We start from the raw sequence: 19,564 nt of genomic DNA on the forward strand, positions 1-19,564 counted from the left end.
TATTAGCCTAATAACCGATAATATAGTTGTTTCGCTTTTTGAATTTCATTCGTTCCATGAATAAATACACGACCATCTTGAAAAATGACGATGCGGTAATCTTCTAGTTGGCAAGATAGCAAATACGGATTCCGCTCTACTTTCCCGTGTTTTTTTAGTACTTTTTCTAAATCGTCAAAGTTGTAATGACTATTATGCGCTGGTCTAATTTGAACTGTATTTCTTCCGCATAAAACAACTGTCTTCGTTTGATTTTCGTATGATAAATAAGGATAAGTTCTATTCGTTCCGCACGAAGGACAGTCTTCCGTTTTAATTTTCCCTAGTTTGATAGAATGATATTGATTACTCCATATATCAAACATTAAAAAAGTTTTTCTAACCGCTGCGTAGTCCTCTACTAAAATTTTGAATGCCTCTGCTACTTGATAGGCTGCGACAATTTGCACAGCTGGACTAATAATTCCAACTGTGTCACATGTCGCTCCTGTAACAGGAACACTTTTCAGCACACAATGTAAGCACGGTGTTTTCTTCGGAATAATCGTATAGCTCATGCCATACGATCCGACACAAGAACCGTAAATCCAAGGAATATTGTGTGTTTGTGATAGGTCATTGATCACAAATCGAATATCGAAATTATCTGTTGCGTCAATAATGACATCAACACCATCTAATAAAGCTTCCATATTATCTACTCTTGCATCCATTACAAGAGCTTGAATTTGGACGCCTGAATTAATTTGTTTTAACCGATTCTGTGCTGCGACTGCTTTTGGCAATTGTTCTATCACATCTTGTTCAGCGTAAAGTTGTTGCCGCTGTAAATTACTCCATTCTACGTAATCACGATCAATAATCGTTAACTTTCCGATACCTGCACGTACAAAGCTTTCGGCACTTGCACTTCCTAATGCACCTGCCCCCACTATTAACACATGCTTATTTCTAATCTTCTCTTGCCCTTCACTCCCAATAGGGTTGAACAACTGTTGACGTGAATATCGCTCTATCATGGGATAGCCTTCCTTTCATGTAAAAAAACCGCTCTATATTCAATCATTTTTTCAATACATCTTTCTCAACAGCACTTTGTTTCTGATAACAAGAAAAATAAGCGAACCCAACAAAGCCAGCTCCGCCAATTACATTTCCAATAAAGACTGGAACAAAGTTTTTCGCAAGGTCCATCCACGTAAGGTGTCCCGCAAAAATAACGGCTGAAATGACAAACATATTCGCTACCACTTGCTGAAATCCAATTACGACAAAGGCCATAATCGGAATCCAAATTCCAACAATCTTCCCGATCAAATCGTTCGTTCCATTAGCTAACCAAATCGCAAGGCAAACGAGCCAGTTACAACCAATTGCTAAAATTAACGTTCTCCCGAAAGATTCATGTAACTTATCTTGAGCTATCGCTATCGTTTTATTTAAATACGCCCCCTCAGTTAGCCCGCCAAGATGACCGAAACAATACGCTACGAAAAGTGCACCTACAAAGTTAGTTAAAGTGATCCAAGCCCAATTGTTTAACACATGTTTCAATGAGATTTTCCGTGCATAAAGTGCCATGGACATTGACATCATATTTCCCGTAATTAATTCTCCTCCCGCTAAAACAACGAGTATAAGTCCGATTGGAAAGACCGCTCCTCCTATAAAATTGACTAAACTTCCCCATTGCTCTGGTACATTACCGAGAACACGAATATTAAGTAAAAATCCTAACGAAATGAATGCTCCTCCTAAAAAACCAAGGATAAGCATAGCTGATAGCGGTTGCCTTACCTTTTGAACACCGGATTCAATCACAAGTGCAGCGATTTGTTCCGGTTTATGAAATGCCATAACCAATTCCTCCATTTTTCTCAATAAAGTGAAACTTTAATCAGTGGGGGTTTTGTTCATCCCCACTGATTATTAGTTGAACCAATCGGGCATTTACGGGCAGTTGACCTCCCACCTAGCTTCCTTGCATTCGCCAAATTTTGAGGTGGGAGTCTTACTGCCCGTTAATGCGGGACTAAAAAAGCAGCTTCAAAAAACCTTAACTCAGCAAGGATTTTTGAATGCTGCTTAATTTCTCTGCATGTCTATTACAGAAATATCAATCATCATTTTTACTATACTCATAGAAAATCTACAAGACTTGCAAACTTCCCATTATTAATCACAACAAAAAGAAGCATCGAAAAGCCTTCTTTCATAGCAATTTCTCAACCACCAATATGCGACATTTCAATTTTCGGCAATGTTTTGTTACTTGTATTACTTAGCCGTTCTTCTGAATAACGATCTGAACGTTTATTCCAAATGTCACGAATAACATTAGTAATCTCCTCGTCCGTATATCCAGAACGAAGTAATTCTTTAAGATCGTTTCCTTTAGAAGCAAACAAACAAGTATATAATTTCCCTTCCGCGGAAATACGAGCTCTTGTACATGATGAGCAGAACGAATCCGTTACAGATGAAATAATTCCTATTTCTTCATCACTACCGATATAACGATAACGTGTCGCAACTTCACCAGGATAGTTCGCCTCAATTTTTTCAAGCGGCATAACTTTATGAATCATCTCTAATATTTCTTGCTTAGAAACTACTTCGCCTAATTCCCAGCCGTTAAAATTACCGACGTCCATATATTCAATATAACGAAGAATATGCTTATTCTCTTTAAAGTACTCTGCCATCTGAACAATATCTTGTTCATTTCTTCCTTTTTGAATAACCATGTTCATTTTAATTTTCATTCCGACTTCTGCTGCAGCCTGTATTCCTGCAAGAACCGTTTTCACTTTACTTCTATTCCCATTTAAATAAGAGAAACGCTCTTCATCTAAAGAATCTAAACTAACTGTCACACGAGATAAACCGGCCTTATATAAATCAGGAGCGAATTTTTTAAGTAATGATCCATTTGTTGTTAAACCGATATCCTCTACTCCATCAATTTTGTTTAACCGCTGTATTAATTCAGGTAGGTCTTTTCGAAGTAAAGGTTCTCCCCCAGTAATACGTAACTTTCTTACACCTAAAGAAACGAAAATGCGTGTAATCCTTTCAATTTCATCAAAAGATAAAATTTTATCATTAGACAAAAAAGAATAATCACGACCAAATATTTCTTCTGGCATACAATATCGACAGCGAAAATTACAGCGATCGGTAACAGAAATACGTAAATCCCTTAAAGGACGATCCAATTTGTCTAATGTAACAGATTTCATATTTATTGCCTCGTTTCTACTTATTTTATATTTACGACTCGCTCTGGATGCGTATATACATTTAAAGATCTATTACGAATGAAGCCGATTGTAGTAATCCCTAACTGCTCCGCTAGCTGTAAGGCTAACTCAGTTGGAGCGGATTTTGACAATATAATTTCACAGCCAATTTTCGCAACTTTTAATAGAATTTCAGAAGAGATACGGCCGCTAAAAACAATAATTTTATTACCAATCGAAATGCTATTTTTTAAGCAATAACCGTAAATTTTATCTAAAGCGTTATGCCTCCCTATATCCATGCGACTTAAAACAATTCCATTCACATCACATAAAGCTGCATTATGAACGCCGCCTGTATGTTGAAACGTAGACGCCGATTGCTGCATATCGTTCATTAACCGAAAACAATCTTCGGCAGATACTTTTACGCGAATATCATTCATTTTTTTCGCAGTCAGCGCATCGTTTGCGAAGACAAATCCTTGCCTACTCATTCCACAGCACGAAGTAATATAACGTTTGTTTTGCATGTCACGATAATAAGGATTGATTCTTGTCGTTTTTACATGCACATATCCTTCTTTTTCTTGCACCCATATTTCATCAATATCTTCATACTTTCGGATAATACCTTCAGATGCTAAATAGCCGATTACCATATCTTCAATATACTCTGGAGTACTAACCATTGTAACAAATTCCTGTCCGTTCATTTTAACCGTAACAGGAAACTCTGTTACAATGCTGTCCTCTATATGTTTAAATTCCCCTTGCTCATAACGGAAAATTTCCCGTTCCACCTGTATTGATTTCACGATGAGTATCCTTCTCTCACGTTATATTTTTATCAAAGACAAACACCGAAACTGCAATATCTTCATCTACTTTCATATCCGAAAACAGATGAACTAACTTCGCCCCAACAAGTTCTTCTAAATGTTCATGAGTATTAGCAGCATAAACTTCTTGAATCATTTTCGTTCGAGCCATATGAACCATTTCCGCACCATCCATAGTTCCCGAAATAAATTTCTCAGTAGGTGTCAAATTCCCATACAGTGTGGCAATCGCCATGTTCTCAGTAAATACAGTATGAATTCGCTCCGGCCCTTTCCCGAACAACTCTTTTCGAAGCTTTCGTATCATATCATTAAATTCATGCGCCATTTTTGACATACTCTCATTCCTCCCCAGTTAATCCATACTATCTTCTCGGATAGCGTTCTATCATAATTATTGTAGCAAAATGACCATTTCGTCTAAACTATTTAATAACGAGACGAAATGGATCATCCTTTACAATTATCTCAAGCACGCAAACAACATATGAAATACTATTATTGTTTCGTATCTATTCATCTTTTAACCCTTTACCCATACCTTTTAAGAAATGAAGACCAAATCCGATAGCACGGTTAATATCCGGATCCTTCAGTACTTTCATAAGGTCTAGTATTCCTATTTTTTTATTGCTTTGCAGATGCTGATTACCTTCATCCATACCTATTAATACACTACCTACAAGCTTTTTCGTAAGTTCCGGATCAAGTTCTGTTAAAGCTCCTGCAGCGCCCATCATATTATTAATTAAATTTGTAACTGGTTCACGAGTGACTTGGCCTAGAACAATTTTTGCGATTGGTTCTTTCGCTTTCAGCATAGAATTTGCAGCTTCTAGCATCCCAATGTCATTCAGTTCACCTACTATATTAAACATTTGATTTAAAGCATCTTCATTATTAGCTAGCAGTTCTTTTAAATCTTCAAGTTTTTGTTGTTTTATTTCTTCCTCAGTTAGCTCCTGCTTCTGGATTGCTTGAATAGGTGCTGCCATATTCTTTTCTCCTCCCTAGTTATCCGTTAAATGTACGTAGCCTGGACGAGCCCACTTGCGATTTACCTCAATGCCGTTTTGAGGATGACGCTTTTTATTACGTGGGTTCGTTTTTGGCATCGGATTTTCCCCTTCTACTTGTAACACTTCCATACGCACTTTCGTTTGTTTATATGCGGGCGTATTTGTACGCAAATCAACCGCAGGACCTGTTAAGAAATTAATTGCCGAATCTTTATCCGTTGAGTTCATCGGTAAATAAAGTTCATTTGCTTTTACACGATCCGTTACAAGCGCACGTAATTTAAGTGCTCCAAATGGAGAAACAAGGCGTACTAATGAGCCAGTTTTCACTCCACGTTCCTGTGCAAGTTCTGGAGAAACTTCAACGAAAACACCTGGTACTTTCGATTGAATACCAGTTGATTTGTTTGTCATGTTCCCTTCATGGAAATGTTCAAGCATACGGCCGTTATTAATGTGAAGATCGTATTCAGCCGGGAATTCAGCAGGACGTACCCAATCTGCTATCGCAAAACGAGCCTTTTTGTCCGGGAAGTTAAATCCATCTTGGAAAAGAAGCGGCGTATTCGTTCCATCAAAACTCCCCCAGTGGAAACTGTTCCATCCTTCAAGCACTTTATAGTTTGCGTGTGCGAATAGTGGTGATAAGCTTGCCATTTCAGCAAAGATTTCACTTGGATGACTGTAGTCCCAGTTTGCACCTAGTTTATTGGCAATTGCCTGTACAATCCACCAGTCTGGTTTCGCATCACCTAGCGTTGGAAGTACTTGATATAATCTTTGTACACGACGCTCTGTATTTGTAAAAGTACCTTCTTTTTCAAGAGATGGTGCTGCTGGTAAAACTACATCTGCATATTGTGCCGTTTTAGAAAGGAATACATCTTGAACGACAAAGAATTCAAGGCTTGATAACACTTCATGTACGTGATTTGCATTAGAGTCTACAAGAGCCATATCCTCTCCAACAAGATACATAGCTTTCATTTTCCCTTCATCAATTGCGTGAAGCATTTCAATATTATTTAGACCTGGTTTATTATCAATTTTTACTCCGTAAGCTATTTCAAATTTCGCACGTTCTACATCGTCAGTAACGTGCTGATACCCTGGAAGCCACCCTGGAAGTGTTCCCATATCACAAGCACCTTGCACGTTATTATGGCCTCGAAGTGGATATGCACCAGCACCTGGACGACGATAGTTTCCTGTTGCAAGTAATAAATTTGAAATTGCAGCAGAAGTATCTGAACCACCCGTATTTTGCGTTACACCCATTCCCCAAAGAATACAAGTACCATCTGCATCACGAATCATTTCAGCCATTTTAACGAGCGTTTCTTTTGAAATACCTGTAATCTCTTCTGTATATTCAAGCGTATATTCTGCCAGACTTTCTTTGAAATCTTCATAGAAGTTTACATTTTCGTCGACGAACTGCTCATCATGCCAACCTTGATCAATCATATATTTCGTAACAGCCATTAACCATACTTGGTCTGTGCCCTGCTTTGGACTAATAAAAATATCTGAACGCTCTACCATTTCGGTTTTACGAAGATCTGCAACAATTAGCTTTTGACCGTGAAGTTTATGCGCACGTTTCACACGAGTTGCTAATACTGGGTGGCCTTCTGTTGGATTACAACCAACGATAATAACAAGACCTGATTGCGCGATATCTTTGATCGTCCCTGCATCTCCGCCCATACCAATTGTACGGAACAATCCATCTGTCGCTGGTGATTGACAATAACGTGAGCAGTTATCGACGTTATTCGTTTCAAACACTTGACGCGCTAATTTTTGAATAACATAATTATCTTCATTCGTAATTTTAGAAGAAGAAATAAAGCCGATAGAACCTTTACCGTGCTCTTCTTTAATAGAGCTTAATTTATTCGCCACTACATTAAGCGCTTCTTCCCAAGTTGATTCAACGAACACTCCATTTTTACGAATTAAAGGTTTCGTAAGTCGTTTTTCAGAATTAACGAAATCCCAACCGAATTTTCCTTTTACACAAGTGGAAATCGCATTAACAGGTGCCTCAGAAGTTGGTTGTACTTTAAGAATTTTACGGCCCTTCGTCCATACTTCAAATGAACAACCTACACCACAAAATGTACATACTGTTTTCGTCTTCTTCGTACGGGTGTCGCGCATCGCAGCTTCTACTTCTGACACAGCAAAAATACCGCTATATCCAGGTTCCACTTCTTTAATAAGGTCAACCATTGGCTCAAGAACATCTGGTTTTAGCCCTGTCATAAATCCAGCTTCACCAAGCATCGATTTCTCCATTAATGCATTACAAGGACAAATCGTTACACATTGACCGCAACTTACACATGAAGAATCATTAATATCTACTCCATCGTCCCAAATAACACGAGGACGCTCCGCTTCCCAATCTATAGATAACGTTTCATTTACTTGTAAGTTTTGACACACCTCTACGCATTGACCGCACGCGATACATTGATTTGGATCATAGCGATAAAATGGGTGAGACATATCAACTTCTTTTGCATCAACTTTTGGCTCGTAAGGATATTTTTGATGCTCTATTTCCATTAATTCTGCCGTATTATGTAATTTACAGTTCCCGTTATTGTTGTCACACACCGTACAATAAAGTAAATGATTTTCCAATAAGCGGTCCATCGCCTCATGTTGCGCTGCCTTCGCACTAATAGAGGACAACTCAATATTCATACCGTCCGTCACTACTGTAGAACACGATCGTACAAGCTTTCCATTCACTTCTACAATACAAGTATCACACGTTTGAATCGGATCCACTTCCGGTACGTAACAAATTTGTGGATGTTCAATTTCGTTCTCATTAATAATGCCTAGTAAAGTTGAACCAGGCTCAGCACTATATTCTTTGCCGTCAATTGTAATATGAACCATGCTGTCGTTCATGGTTACTCCCCCTTTTTGAGAATAAAAAAACTCCACCACGAAAATATACGCACCACATTTTTGGTACGTTATCATCATGGTGGAGTAGTTTATTAGCACATCTTGCTAAAATACCAATCCATTTATTCATAAATAAAATGATAGATTCATAACAGGTCATATCACGATTCCATCTTTAACACTGTAATTATAGCGTTAAATCGAAAAATACACAATATAATTATTGTTAAAAAGGACAAAGCACATAATGCTCTGACCTTTTTATTACCTTTCAGGATTATTCTGAGCTGACTTATTTCCCGGTGCAAACCAACCAATTAGTGCAATACCGACTAATACTCCGTAGAAGATTAAAGTCCAAGTTGTACTGTGTGGGAAATCATGATTTAAAATACCAATATCCTCATGAGCAAGTGTAATTACAGCAAGTTTGACGCCGACCCAGGCAACAATTGCATATGCTGTTGTTTCCAATGCTGGACGTTTCTCAAGTAATTGTACAAACCAAGTTGCCGCAAATTTAATTAAGATAAGTCCGGCAATCCCTCCGAGAAGTACAACGATGAACTGTCCTCCATCCATACCACCGAAATCTTCTAGCGGTGAATCCGGAAGACCGAGGGCAAGAGCAACCGCAGCTAATATCGAATCAATTGCAAAAGCGAGGTCAGCTAATGCAATCTTTCCTACTGTGAACCAGTAGCTTTTACCTGCCGCTTCCTTTTCATCTTCCTCATGAATATTTTGATTGTCTTTTCCGAATTGCGCCTGAATGACATGCTTCAATCCTAAATAAAGAAGATAGGCTGCTCCTATTGCCTGTATTTGCCAAACATTTGCAATAAATGAAATGGCAAAAAGGGCTGCAAAACGAAAAGCGAAGGCCATAATGATCCCGTAATTTATAGCTCGTTTTTTCTCTTCCTCGGGTAAATGCTTGGCTATAACTGCTAGTACAAGGGCATTGTCAGCCGATAACAATCCTTCTAATCCGATTAGAATTAATAATGCCCAAGCATACTCTAGCCATATTGAATCCATCCGCTTCTCTCCTTTCTAAAACTAAAATTAGATAAGTGCTTTGCTATCAATAGAATTTCCTATTAAGCCAAATTAAATGCTAAAACTTATGGCTAAAACATTTTGACAGTTACTTTTCTGTTCTTTATTTATTGTAATTTCAACAAAAAACAGGTCTAGATTGTGGGTTTCATCCGTATCAAAACCGTAAACTAATGATATGGACTGTTTTTCCAAGTCAAGTCGCTAACTGATTTATTGTTAACCATAAATTATTAATTTTAGTTTCACTAATAATGTTTTTACAAAATACATTTTTCTTTTTTTAGAGCGATTCCATACAAAACAAAAGGGAAATACATATACACTATGTATCTCCCTTTTATTTTGTACCCAATTTTTTTATTGTGTTACGGTCATAACTTGTCCACTGCGGTCAACCATAATTTTCATTTTGCCGTCTTGCGCGTTATATAACCCTAGCTTATGTAGATCTTGTTTGCACTCTTTTACGAAGTAAGGCAATGTGCGAATTTGATCGATGTCAGAGCTCGTAATGAAATGAATTAAATGATGCGTCATTTCTTTAATATCATGAACAAGTTCTTCTTTCTCTCGCTTTAATCTTTCATTTTCAGCCTGTAGCGACTGTAATTGTCCTTCAAGACCACGTGCATTTTTTTCATCTTTCGAACGACCTGCAGCCATGCTAGAAAGCTTATAAATCCCTTCCATGAACTGGTGTAATTCATGTTCTTTCTTTTCACTACATTGACTAATAGTTTCAAAGTTGTCAACGATACCTGATATAACTGTTACGAGGCTTTTTTCATCCTCTTCACTTCGAACGTCTTCTTTTACTTCTTGTTTGCTTTCTTGTTTCGTCTGGGCAATCGTCTCTTTTACAGATATATATTTTCGTTTTCGCCCTGGTTTTTGTTTTTCAATATTTTCAAACGGCATCTCTTGTTTTTTTAATTTATAATACGTATTTTGTAATTGGCTTTCCGTTTTCGGAAAAAGATTCAATTCATTTTTACTAACATATTTTGAAATATTTGCGATGTTTAAGCCATGACGTTGACAAAATTGATATACTTCATACAATAGTTCTAGTTCAGACTTCAACCAAGTAATCGCTGATTTTTCATATACTCGCATACCGCCATTTTTTTCTATATCTATTTGAAATAATACCATTCTATTATATAAATCGATTAACTCTTCATAGCCTACTCGGAATTGTTTCTCTATTTTTTGAAATTCCGCTTCTAATTTTAAATTTTTCGTTTTATTATTTGACATGTTTTGTAAAAGACTTAATACATTAATTGCTGTGTGGTGATACATAATCTGTGCCACTCCCCTCATCCTCTCACAATTCTCATCGGACTCCCATGCCTTTTAAGAAAATAGAAATTTTTGCATATCCATATTATAACATTTCGAAATTATCTGTCAAATAATTAACATACAAAAGGGTATAAAAAGTATCAAAAAAACGATTTTTAACAAATATTTAAAAATAAAAAATAGCTACGCAAAATATTATATCAGTAAAACTCCACTTAATTATATTATATGGTATTCAGAATATATTTTCACCGAAAAAGTTTGCGTCACCACAAAATCTTATAGCTAAAATAATTGGACATCAAGTAAGAAAACCCTCACCTTTATAGTAAAGATGAGGGCAAAATTAAAATTTTTTTATACGCAGCGCTAACTAATCCACCCTAAAGAATGAACATTATCACCACCGTGGCTACAGAAAAACAACACTATCTTAGAAACACTCCACCCTTCTGTCTTTACACACATGGCTGGATCCTCTCTTCCAACTAAAAGAAGCTTTTAAAGTACTAACTTATCAACTAGCCCAATTAGCTCTTGGATATCCGGTTTACTTACTTGAGCATTCGCTCCTACTGCTTCACCTTTATGGAATAATTCATTTGTAATTAATGAAGAGAAAATAATAACAGGTAAACGATTCATTACTTCACTATCCTTAACCACTTTCGTTAAATGATGTCCATCCATTTTCGGCATTTCAATATCTGTAATAAGCAGGTGAATATGTTCAAACATTTTTTCGCCTTGCTCTTTTGCTAGTTTTTCAATTTGTGCTAACGCTTCTGCACCATTGCTGAAGAAGTTCATTTTCGTATATCCAGCTGATGATAATGTTTCTTCTAGTATTTGACGAAGCATCGCTGAATCTTCTGCAATATAAATAACTTTTTCAGCTCGATCTGTTTTTTGCTCTAATCCTGAAAGTGATTTATTGTCGTAACCAGTACCGCTAATTTCACATACAATTTTTTCATAATCTAATAATAAAATGATTTTCCCATCTAGTTTTACAATACCAGATGTCGTTTCTTCTAGTCCCATAGATAATGAAGCTGGTTCATCAATTTGTTCCCACGAAATACGTTGAATACGATGCACTTCATCAACACGGAAAATAACTTTCATTTGGTTTAATTCTGAAATGATAAATTTCGTTTGATCAAGTGGCTTTGTTGATTTTAAATTAAGAGCTGTCGCTAGGTTAATAACAGGTAAAATTTCACCACGTACTTGAACAACACCTTCAACTGCATGATGAGATTCTGGCACAGTTGTAACAGGGAATGGATTAATGATTTCACGTACTTTCATTACATTGATGCTAAATAAATTTTCACCAACAGTATACGTTACAATTTCTAATTCGTTTGTTCCACTTTCTAATAAAATACTTTGTGCTTGTGACATAAAGGTGTCGCTCCCCTTTCATTAATTCCGTATATCTAATTATTAAGCTTTATTGAAACCAAAAAGTCAACTACCTATATGAAAAATATAGATAGTTGAGTGATCCTCACAGTTTTAAAGTAGTAATACTACCGGTAAAACTTAATCTTGTATAAACGAAGCAAGTGCCTCTAGTAACACTTCTTGTGCTCCTACAATTTCTGTCGGCATCGCTTCCCATTTTTTTGAAAACTCTGTTTCCACCCTAATTCTTAACGCTGGGTCCATTTCTCCTAGCACATATTCCTTCGTCGCTATATCTACGTCAAGAAGCGAAAGAGCATATAGTTCAGGATCATTTATTTTCTCAAATAATTTCTTCAATACACTAGGCGCCATATGCTTTAATTTTTCAATATGAATTTCCTTATCCGAAAATAGTAACTCATATTGAATATACGTAACATTTTCTTTAATTACTTTAAAATAGCAATTATTTTTTTTATCATTTACAAAATAACCGTTCGGATCTGCAATAATACTCTCTACTTGACGTATTAAATTAGGTAAACTACTCGCCGCCATTACAGTTCTTTGCTCAACCTCACTTGGCGAAATGAATGTAACGCGGTACTTATTCTGCGCCATCCTCCTCACCTCTCCTTTTATATAAATTTAGTCTAATTGTACAATATCTTAATTAATCTAAATCTATTTCAAATCAATGCTACTAGACTCGGATAAATCCTCTCTCCAAAAAGTGAAGAGGCACCATCTAAACACTTGGATTTTTGCCTCTTCAACTACCTTATAACCACTCCATATCTCTGGTCTCACAATGCGCGAGCCACTCATAGGCACTGACCGATTCCTCACTCAGCCGGGTCATCTCTCAAAACCTAAAAAGAAAGCTTTTAAAAGTTTTTAAAATCTTTTAAGCACCCTTCAATAACTCAATGTTATTGAACCAAAAAGCAAGCTGCTGATCTGTAATATCAGGCAACATAACAAAAAACTCACGGCACTTCATCTCATCCTTAAACAGTTGATACTTCCAAACACTATCACTGCCAACACTCACAAAATAAAACTCATGAATGCGGCCAATAATTGCCTGTTTCTCACCAAATGCATATGGAGGCACTTGTTTAATTTCAAATTGATCCGGTAAATATACATGCTCTTCTCGTTCTATTTTTAACACTTGCTCAGCAAGCTCACGTTTATTTTCGAAAAAAGGCAATTGTAAAATTCGCTCTTGTCTTGTCATACGAATAAAAAACCCTTTCTACTACGTTACAATTTTTCTTTACGATTTATTATCGAATTAAGTTTACAACTTCATTTAATACTTCATCTGACACTTTAATTACTTTCGCATTTCCTTGGAATCCGCGTTGGTATAACATTAAATCTACAAATTCTACAGATAAATCAACGTTCGCACCTTCTTGTGCACCACCACGTACTTTTCCTGCTCCATTTTGACCAGATGCACCTAACGCTAAAATACCAGTTGTATTCGTCGCTGTATAGTTACCATTTCCCGTTTTCATTAGGCCGCCTTCGTTCGGGAACATCGCAACAGCTAATTGGCCAGCAGACTTCATACTACCATCAGAATATTTTACCATTACATATCCACCGTCAGCAATGAAACAATCTTTAACAGTCGCCGCTGCTCTACCATCTACGTCTGTTACTGATAATGTTTTATCTGTCGGATGATTCGTTAAATGACTTAAGTCTAACTTTATAGAGCCACCATCAAATGGAATATTGGCCGCTTGCTCTTTCGGATTTGGATTTCCAACAGCATCAAATGTCATATTACCACCTGCACCTGGAACATCCTTAAACTCTGTTTCTTTTTTCGAATCATTACGCATCTGTACTTTATATGTATAATTATGTTCACTATCTTGTTTAAACTCTACACGCATTGTCCATGTATTCCCTGCATTATCGTATACAGGCAAATCTTGTGTAATTTGTTTTGCATCAGTTGGAATATTTCCTTTAATCGTCCCTTTTGATGTTCGAATACCGCCAATTGCTGTTCCCATCGGAATTTGCAATGGCCCTGGAATACCAGATAAATCAACTTCACCAGTCGCTTCATTTGCTGGGTATGCAAATACGTATTGGCCTTCTGTATTCGTAATATAGTAATTTGAAGATATCCCGAACGTACCTTTACGCGTAAATTCCATGTTGCCACCTTTTGAATCACCAACTACGAAGAAACCATTACCTTCCATTGCTGCTTGTGTTTTACCACCAGTTAGCGTAATTGTACCATCACTATAATCTGTAACCGTTCCGCTCATTTTCACACCGTTACCGATACTTTTTGGGTTCGTCCCTGCGTATGTCCCGTCGCCTTTTGCACCAATCGAATTGTTATATAGTAAATCATCAAACATTGCTTTTTGTTTCTTATAACCAACTGTTTGTGCGTTGGCAATATTATTTGAAGTTACACTTAATGCATTTTGTGTTGCATTCATCCCTGTAATACTTGTATATAACGCTTTAATCATAACGTATGTACACTCCTTATGAATTTGTAGTTTTTACTTCTTCAGTTACCTTTTGATCATCTTTCTTCTCGTCTTCTGGATTTGTGTCTCCAATCGGTTTATCAGACACTCTTTCAACGAAACGAAGGGATACAACTTTGTTATCAATAACGAGCTGCACATCGTTATTTTCTGCAAGACGAACTGTCTCTACTTGACCTACTACTTTCTTTCCGTCACCGTCAATACCTCTTACATACTTCCCTAAAAACTTCATTCCGCCATCAAGCGCTGTCGAATACATCGTCGTTCTTAAAGAATCAACTGCTTTTGTCATATTTTGGACTTGTTCCATAAGAGATAGCTGCGCTGTCTGATTCATCATTTGATTCATATCCATTGCATTGAACGGATCTTGATGCTGGAAACTCGATAAAAACAATTTCAGAAAATCATCTTTCCCCATTACACCAGGAGTTTTTTGTTCACTTGTTGATACTCCGTTTGTTTGTTGAACTGGCGATTGTACACCGTTAACAGGCGCGTTACTTTTTTGCGCTCCCGCCTGTAACGGAATATGGTTTGTACTCGTTGTATTTAATCCAACTGTTGGCACGCTTTATTCCTCCAATAATCCAGCAAATTCTTTTGATTCTTGTTTCTCCTGTTTCGTACTTGCTAATTTTTGCTTTTGTCTTTGCTCTTGTTCTCGTTGTTCTTTACGATTTTCATCTTTGTCTGAATAACTAATTTGAATATTAATTTCTTTTTCTTTTAACTTTAGCTTCAATTCGTCAAAAATCATTTCAACACGTTTTTTCGCATCGTGTTTTTCCATTTCTACATGGACATCAATTTGATCTCCATGCTTTTTCATAAATACAGTTAATGTACCAAGTTTTTCTGGATTTAGCTGGAATAAAACACGTTCTTGTTTCACAACAAATTTTTGTAGAGCTTCTACTTGTGCTTCCATTTTCTTGCCTAAGTCAGGTAATGTAACCTTCTCTGCTCCATTATTTTGTTTTCCTATTTGGTCGGTACCTGTCGTCTTATTTAATAACTCCGCTCCCGTCGAACTTGAATCATTTAATTTATCAATTTCTAGCAACTCTAACTTCACATCATCGCTCTCATCTTTCGGGAGTTCTACTCCCTTAGATTCCTCTTTTTTCTTTGCAATATTACAAGTTTCTGTTTCTACAACTTTTAATGCTTGCAACGTCTGCTCTGACATCGTCACCTTGTCTAACGCCATTTGCATTGTATCTTCTAAACATATAGCATTTTTAATATTCATGTTTGAAAGAAGTTCTTGTAATTGCTGTAATTCAGCCGCAGGTAATTCGTTCAGTTTAATATTTCCGTATTCTTTATATAACTCTTGTATTTTTTGTATGTATTGATATAACAATTCTGGTTGCACACGTAATTGCTCAATTGCAACCATTTGCTCAGATACAGCTAGTAATAGCTGTTCTGTCTCTTTTTTTTCTTCTTTCTTTACAGTCGGATCTTCTTTCGTCACCGTTTTTTTTGCTAGAAGATATTCTTTCTTCTCTTCTTCAGGTGCTTCTTCTTTTTTCAGTTTCTCCGTTTTCGGCTGCTTTTTATTTTCAATTCTCATTGTATTATCGAATGAAGAATTTTCATTTTTCGATTGTACTTCTAGCCCTTTTTCTTTTTGCGGAGGTAAACTTTGCTGCACCGGTAATACAAACTGTATCACTACATCCACCTCATCCGTTCATACACATTTTTAAATCAAGAAGCATTTTTTCTTCCAGCTTTTCTTTTACTTTCGCAAGCTTCTTACAATCTTCTTGATACATTTCATCAATGACACGTTCTTTTTCTTTTACTTGCTCTAAAAGGCTTTCATTTTTTTGAATAAAACCTTCTGTTTTTTTAATTTTTCGATTCCATTCTTCTATTCTTTCAGGTGAAAATGTATGTGAAGAAAGCATACCAGCCATAATACGTTGTCCCGTTTGTACAACCTTATTGCGTGATTTCACAACATATAAATCATATTCTTTTTTTTGTTCTATTTTTCTTTTTTCAGCTGTTAGTTCGTACACTTCTTTCAAGATATGTTCTTTCTCTTGATTAATCTGCAATTTAATCGTGTCGTACTGCTGTTTATCCACCTGTTTTCATAGCCCCTTCCTATTATAACGTTCCCTTTTTCTATTATATAGTTTTTTTACAAAAAAATCTGTGAAATATTAAAAAACAAAAAAATAAGACCTCAAAGCACGAGGTCTTATACAATATGGTGCATCGCTTGGACAATATCTTCAAAATGAAAGCTATCCGTTCGACCTTGTTTTAAAAACGTATTTATACCTTCTACTTTATTTTTGCATTCAAAAATATAAGTATTCTCTTCATTTTCTTGAATTGTACCTAATTTGAAATACAATTCATTTTCTTTATAAATAGATAAAATTTTTCTCATTTCATTTGCAAGTTGCCAATGATTCGGCGATACGATTTCTTCCATTATCCTACTCACCGAATCTAGTACGGAAATAGCAGGATAATGACTAAGCGTCGCAAGCTCACGCTTTAATACAATATGTCCATCTAAAATACCACGAGCTAAATCTGGTACAGGACCATTTAAATCGTCACCATCAACGAGTACTGTATAAATACCCGTTATTGATCCTTTTTGCGTTTTCCCCGATCGCTCTAATAACTTTTTCATATAACTTTCCATTAACAGCGTTTTACCGCCGATTGGTAATTCCTTTACCGCAATATCTACACTTCGACGTGCGTCAGCAAAGCGTGTAACAGAATCCATCATAAGTAATACGTTATTCCCTTGGTCACGGAAATATTCGGAAATAGACGTTGCCAGCTTCGCCGCACGAAGCTGCATAAGGTGACTTTCATCTGACGTCGCTACAACAACGACGCTTTTTTTCATACCTTCTTCACCTAATTCTTTTCGAATAAAGTCTTTTACTTCCCGGCCACGTTCACCTACTAAACTAATAACATTAATATCAGCTTTTGCGTTTTTCGCAATCATTCCAAGTAAAGTAGATTTACCAACACCTGATCCTGCGAAAATACCAATCTTTTGACCGATCCCAATCGTTAACATAGAATCAATCGATTTAATTCCCGTTTCAAATACATCTGTAATTTCTTCACGCTCAAATGCATGAATCGGTGGTGCATCTAATTTTATTTTTTGCAATGGAATGTTTTCAGCATCCTCATTTAACACTTCGCCATTTGCACTTAACACTTTACCGAGCAAGTGATTATCACGGGGTACAACGACATCTTCCGCAATTAATGTAACCGAATCGCCGTAACACACTTTTTCTGTCTGTTCAAATGGGAGCAACATATTATTTTCTTTTTCAATCGCAATGACTTCACATAAGACGCTATGTTCTCCAACGAGACAAACATCTCCAATCTTCGCTTTCGGCCCTTTCGCTACGAAAAACTGTTCTTGCACACTATGAACTTTGCCGACTTTCGTATAGAGTGGTGTTTCAATGAACGCATTCCATTTATGATTTTCATTCATCAACATGCGGTTCATACGTTTTGCTCCTCAAAAAGCTTTTCTTCTTCCCATTTATGAAGAAGTTTCTCAAATATAGGCGCAAATTTAAATTCGAAAAACTCTTTCTCTTCTTCCAGAACAAATTCGCCAAACTGTAAAGAGAAATCGTACTTCCATTCTACTAATTGCAGCAGCCAATACTCTTTCGTATTTTCTTTCTCCTCTTGTACCTTCTCAAACGTTTCTGGGTGAACCGTTATAATTAATTTTTCAAATGAAGTAGGCAGTGTTTGAACGATGCCTGTCAAAATCGGTAAAACGTCTAATAGGCGTGAATCTATCGCTTGATTCACTACTTTTTCCGCTAACTGAAAAGATTGATTCCATAATAACTCTGTCCATTCGTATGCTGTTTCTTGTTGTTCTTTTTGAAACTGTATACGCGCTGCTTCCATCTGCTCCATTTGTTCATGAATATGCATTTGAAACTGTTCTTTATCTTGTAACAACTGCTGCCGCTCTCGTTCTAGCATTTGCTGCTGCTGCCTTAGCTGATTCATTTCAATATGTAATGCATCTTGCTGTGCAAGAAGTTCTGCATGATCCACTTGTATCTCTTCTTCAATGTGAACTGATACTGGTTTCGGGAATTGTAATTCATACGTTTCTTCAGAAAAAGAAACAGAATTCTTCGGAATTCTGTTTTTAAATAAGGACATCATCTTCACCTCTTTGAACGATAATTCTTCCTTCTTTCTCTAGCTTTTTCACCGTACCTGTAATCGTTTGCTGTGCTTTTTCAGCATCCGTCATCTTAAGCGGTCCTAGGCCATCTAACTCTTCTAGAATCATCTCTCTACGGTTTGAAGACATACATGTAAATAGTTTCTCTTTAATTTCTTCTTTTGCAATTTTAAGTGCTTTCGCGATAACACCGTTATCTGTAATTTCCTCTAATACACGGCGAAGCGCAAGATCTTCAAGACCAAGTAAGTCTTCAAAGACAAACATATTTTCTTTAATTTTCTCAGATAACGCATAATCCACTTCATCCAGCTTTTGAAAGACTGTTTTTTCAACGCCTCGTGAAACGTTATTTAAGATGTTTACAATTGTTTTCAAGCCGTCTGTTTTATTAATGGCACTAAATGCCATATTATTTAATTTTGCTTTTAATAACTCACCAATTTGATTAATTAATTCACCATCTACTTGTTCCAGCTTTGCAATACCCATTACCGTTTCTACACGTTTATGATCTGGTAATCTCTCAATTAATTGAGAAGCAAGTTGCGGCTTAATATAAGAAGCAATAATCGCTATCGTTTGTGGCGATTCATCATTAAGCACTGTAAGAAGTGGCTCTAAATCTGTAAGTGAATTTAAGAACTCAAATGGATTATCTTTGTTGTACCAAAGGTCTTCCAATAATTTTTCCAGCTCGTCTTCTGGCATATTTTTAAATATACGACGAATGTATTCTTTATCTGGAGTCACTAAGTTCAATTCTTTTACATTTAGTTCATACAAAAACTCCCCTAATACATTTTCTAACGTTTCTGGTTTATATACACGAAACTTCGCGATTTCACGAAGTAATACTTCTTTTTCCTCAGCCGTCATATATTCAATGACTTTTGCTGCCACCTCTTCGTTTAATGTACGAATGAGGATGGCAGCTTTCTCTTTGGAGGAGATTTCATCTAACATT

The 19,564-nt window shown here is 36.4% G+C and carries 20 protein-coding genes; all 20 read right to left on the minus strand.

Annotated elements, in window-relative coordinates:
- Positions 1–2 precede the first annotated feature (2 nt).
- A complete protein-coding gene (locus ACTFQM_RS07100) occupies positions 3–1,019 on the minus strand; it encodes a molybdopterin-synthase adenylyltransferase MoeB (protein ID WP_440033901.1) in 1,017 nt (338 codons plus the stop codon).
- Between the two features lie 43 nt (positions 1,020–1,062).
- The gene (locus ACTFQM_RS07105) at positions 1,063–1,857 is read right to left on the minus strand and encodes a formate/nitrite transporter family protein (RefSeq protein ID WP_440033903.1); all 795 of its coding nucleotides are present in this window, start codon (positions 1,855–1,857) and stop codon (positions 1,063–1,065) included.
- Between the two features lie 368 nt (positions 1,858–2,225).
- The gene (gene moaA, locus ACTFQM_RS07110; RefSeq protein WP_440033905.1) at positions 2,226–3,242 is read right to left on the minus strand and encodes a GTP 3',8-cyclase MoaA; all 1,017 of its coding nucleotides are present in this window, start codon (positions 3,240–3,242) and stop codon (positions 2,226–2,228) included.
- A gap of 20 nt (positions 3,243–3,262) precedes the next feature.
- Entirely contained in the window at positions 3,263–4,060 is a 798-nt protein-coding gene (gene fdhD, locus ACTFQM_RS07115; protein WP_440033907.1) for a formate dehydrogenase accessory sulfurtransferase FdhD, read from the minus strand.
- A 16-nt stretch (positions 4,061–4,076) separates the two neighbouring features.
- Positions 4,077–4,421, minus strand: coding sequence for a DUF2294 domain-containing protein (locus ACTFQM_RS07120; protein ID WP_440033908.1), 345 nt, complete (start codon positions 4,419–4,421; stop codon positions 4,077–4,079).
- Between the two features lie 175 nt (positions 4,422–4,596).
- Positions 4,597–5,079: a DUF1641 domain-containing protein gene (locus tag ACTFQM_RS07125; protein ID WP_427287962.1), complete on the minus strand. Its 483-nt coding sequence runs from the start codon at positions 5,077–5,079 to the stop codon at positions 4,597–4,599.
- Positions 5,080–5,094: 15 nt separating this feature from the next.
- Positions 5,095–8,034, minus strand: coding sequence for a formate dehydrogenase subunit alpha (fdhF, locus tag ACTFQM_RS07130; RefSeq protein WP_440033910.1), 2,940 nt, complete (start codon positions 8,032–8,034; stop codon positions 5,095–5,097).
- Entirely contained in the window at positions 8,003–8,194 is a 192-nt protein-coding gene (locus ACTFQM_RS07135) for a hypothetical protein (protein WP_002158491.1), read from the minus strand. Before ACTFQM_RS07135 ends, fdhF begins: the two co-directional genes overlap by 32 nt.
- 104 nt (positions 8,195–8,298) lie before the next feature.
- Positions 8,299–9,075 carry a TerC family protein gene (locus tag ACTFQM_RS07140; RefSeq protein WP_002171268.1) on the minus strand — a complete coding sequence of 259 codons (777 nt, stop codon included), beginning with the start codon at positions 9,073–9,075 and terminating at the stop codon, positions 8,299–8,301.
- Positions 9,076–9,456: 381 nt separating this feature from the next.
- Positions 9,457–10,404, minus strand: coding sequence for a DNA-binding domain-containing protein (locus ACTFQM_RS07145; protein WP_440034399.1), 948 nt, complete (start codon positions 10,402–10,404; stop codon positions 9,457–9,459).
- A gap of 504 nt (positions 10,405–10,908) precedes the next feature.
- Entirely contained in the window at positions 10,909–11,817 is a 909-nt protein-coding gene (locus tag ACTFQM_RS07150; RefSeq protein WP_000075950.1) for a chemotaxis protein, read from the minus strand.
- 141 nt (positions 11,818–11,958) lie between these two features.
- Positions 11,959–12,444 (minus strand): LysR family transcriptional regulator, encoded by a 486-nt coding sequence (locus tag ACTFQM_RS07155; RefSeq protein ID WP_440033912.1) that lies wholly within the window; start codon positions 12,442–12,444, stop codon positions 11,959–11,961.
- A gap of 286 nt (positions 12,445–12,730) precedes the next feature.
- Positions 12,731–13,066, minus strand: coding sequence for a DUF3964 family protein (locus ACTFQM_RS07160; RefSeq protein WP_071720888.1), 336 nt, complete (start codon positions 13,064–13,066; stop codon positions 12,731–12,733).
- Between the two features lie 49 nt (positions 13,067–13,115).
- On the minus strand, positions 13,116–14,339 hold the full coding sequence (locus ACTFQM_RS07165; protein ID WP_265621088.1) for a flagellar hook protein FlgE: 1,224 nt from the start codon (positions 14,337–14,339) through the stop codon (positions 13,116–13,118).
- Positions 14,340–14,355: 16 nt separating this feature from the next.
- Positions 14,356–14,934, minus strand: a complete 579-nt coding sequence (locus ACTFQM_RS07170) for a flagellar hook assembly protein FlgD (protein WP_440033913.1) — start codon at positions 14,932–14,934, stop codon at positions 14,356–14,358.
- 3 nt (positions 14,935–14,937) lie between these two features.
- Positions 14,938–16,047: a flagellar hook-length control protein FliK gene (locus tag ACTFQM_RS07175; RefSeq protein WP_440033914.1), complete on the minus strand. Its 1,110-nt coding sequence runs from the start codon at positions 16,045–16,047 to the stop codon at positions 14,938–14,940.
- Between the two features lie 10 nt (positions 16,048–16,057).
- Positions 16,058–16,468, minus strand: coding sequence for a cytoplasmic protein (locus ACTFQM_RS07180; protein WP_071720896.1), 411 nt, complete (start codon positions 16,466–16,468; stop codon positions 16,058–16,060).
- Positions 16,469–16,584: 116 nt separating this feature from the next.
- The gene (gene fliI / locus ACTFQM_RS07185; protein ID WP_440033915.1) at positions 16,585–17,889 is read right to left on the minus strand and encodes a flagellar protein export ATPase FliI; all 1,305 of its coding nucleotides are present in this window, start codon (positions 17,887–17,889) and stop codon (positions 16,585–16,587) included.
- Positions 17,886–18,572 (minus strand): FliH/SctL family protein, encoded by a 687-nt coding sequence (locus ACTFQM_RS07190; protein ID WP_071720901.1) that lies wholly within the window; start codon positions 18,570–18,572, stop codon positions 17,886–17,888. Before ACTFQM_RS07190 ends, fliI begins: the two co-directional genes overlap by 4 nt.
- Positions 18,559–19,563 carry a flagellar motor switch protein FliG gene (gene fliG / locus ACTFQM_RS07195; protein ID WP_002030936.1) on the minus strand — a complete coding sequence of 335 codons (1,005 nt, stop codon included), beginning with the start codon at positions 19,561–19,563 and terminating at the stop codon, positions 18,559–18,561. The genes ACTFQM_RS07190 and fliG overlap by 14 nt, the downstream gene beginning before the upstream one ends.
- Position 19,564: the final 1 nt, after the last annotated feature.

The organism is Bacillus cereus group sp. MYBK30-2, from assembly GCF_051915945.1.
Lineage (GTDB): Bacteria > Bacillota > Bacilli > Bacillales > Bacillaceae_G > Bacillus_A > Bacillus_A paramycoides.

Bases quoted from the DNA above. Each gene is read 5' to 3' on its own strand.
- ACTFQM_RS07150 (WP_000075950.1), bottom strand. From the start codon at position 11,817: ATGTCACAAGCACAAAGTATTTTATTAGAAAGTGGAACAAACGAATTA.
- ACTFQM_RS07160 (WP_071720888.1), bottom strand. From the start codon at position 13,066: ATGACAAGACAAGAGCGAATTTTACAATTGCCTTTTTTCGAAAATAAA.
- moaA (WP_440033905.1), bottom strand. From the start codon at position 3,242: ATGAAATCTGTTACATTAGACAAATTGGATCGTCCTTTAAGGGATTTA.
- ACTFQM_RS07155 (WP_440033912.1), bottom strand. From the start codon at position 12,444: ATGGCGCAGAATAAGTACCGCGTTACATTCATTTCGCCAAGTGAGGTT.
- ACTFQM_RS07140 (WP_002171268.1), bottom strand. From the start codon at position 9,075: ATGGATTCAATATGGCTAGAGTATGCTTGGGCATTATTAATTCTAATC.
- ACTFQM_RS07135 (WP_002158491.1), bottom strand. From the start codon at position 8,194: ATGACCTGTTATGAATCTATCATTTTATTTATGAATAAATGGATTGGT.
- fliI (WP_440033915.1), bottom strand. From the start codon at position 17,889: ATGAACCGCATGTTGATGAATGAAAATCATAAATGGAATGCGTTCATT.
- ACTFQM_RS07105 (WP_440033903.1), bottom strand. From the start codon at position 1,857: ATGGCATTTCATAAACCGGAACAAATCGCTGCACTTGTGATTGAATCC.
- fliG (WP_002030936.1), bottom strand. From the start codon at position 19,563: ATGTTAGATGAAATCTCCTCCAAAGAGAAAGCTGCCATCCTCATTCGT.
- ACTFQM_RS07165 (WP_265621088.1), bottom strand. From the start codon at position 14,339: ATGATTAAAGCGTTATATACAAGTATTACAGGGATGAATGCAACACAA.
- ACTFQM_RS07125 (WP_427287962.1), bottom strand. From the start codon at position 5,079: ATGGCAGCACCTATTCAAGCAATCCAGAAGCAGGAGCTAACTGAGGAA.
- ACTFQM_RS07100 (WP_440033901.1), bottom strand. From the start codon at position 1,019: ATGATAGAGCGATATTCACGTCAACAGTTGTTCAACCCTATTGGGAGT.
- ACTFQM_RS07145 (WP_440034399.1), bottom strand. From the start codon at position 10,404: ATGTATCACCACACAGCAATTAATGTATTAAGTCTTTTACAAAACATG.
- ACTFQM_RS07120 (WP_440033908.1), bottom strand. From the start codon at position 4,421: ATGTCAAAAATGGCGCATGAATTTAATGATATGATACGAAAGCTTCGA.
- fdhF (WP_440033910.1), bottom strand. From the start codon at position 8,034: ATGAACGACAGCATGGTTCATATTACAATTGACGGCAAAGAATATAGT.
- ACTFQM_RS07190 (WP_071720901.1), bottom strand. From the start codon at position 18,572: ATGTCCTTATTTAAAAACAGAATTCCGAAGAATTCTGTTTCTTTTTCT.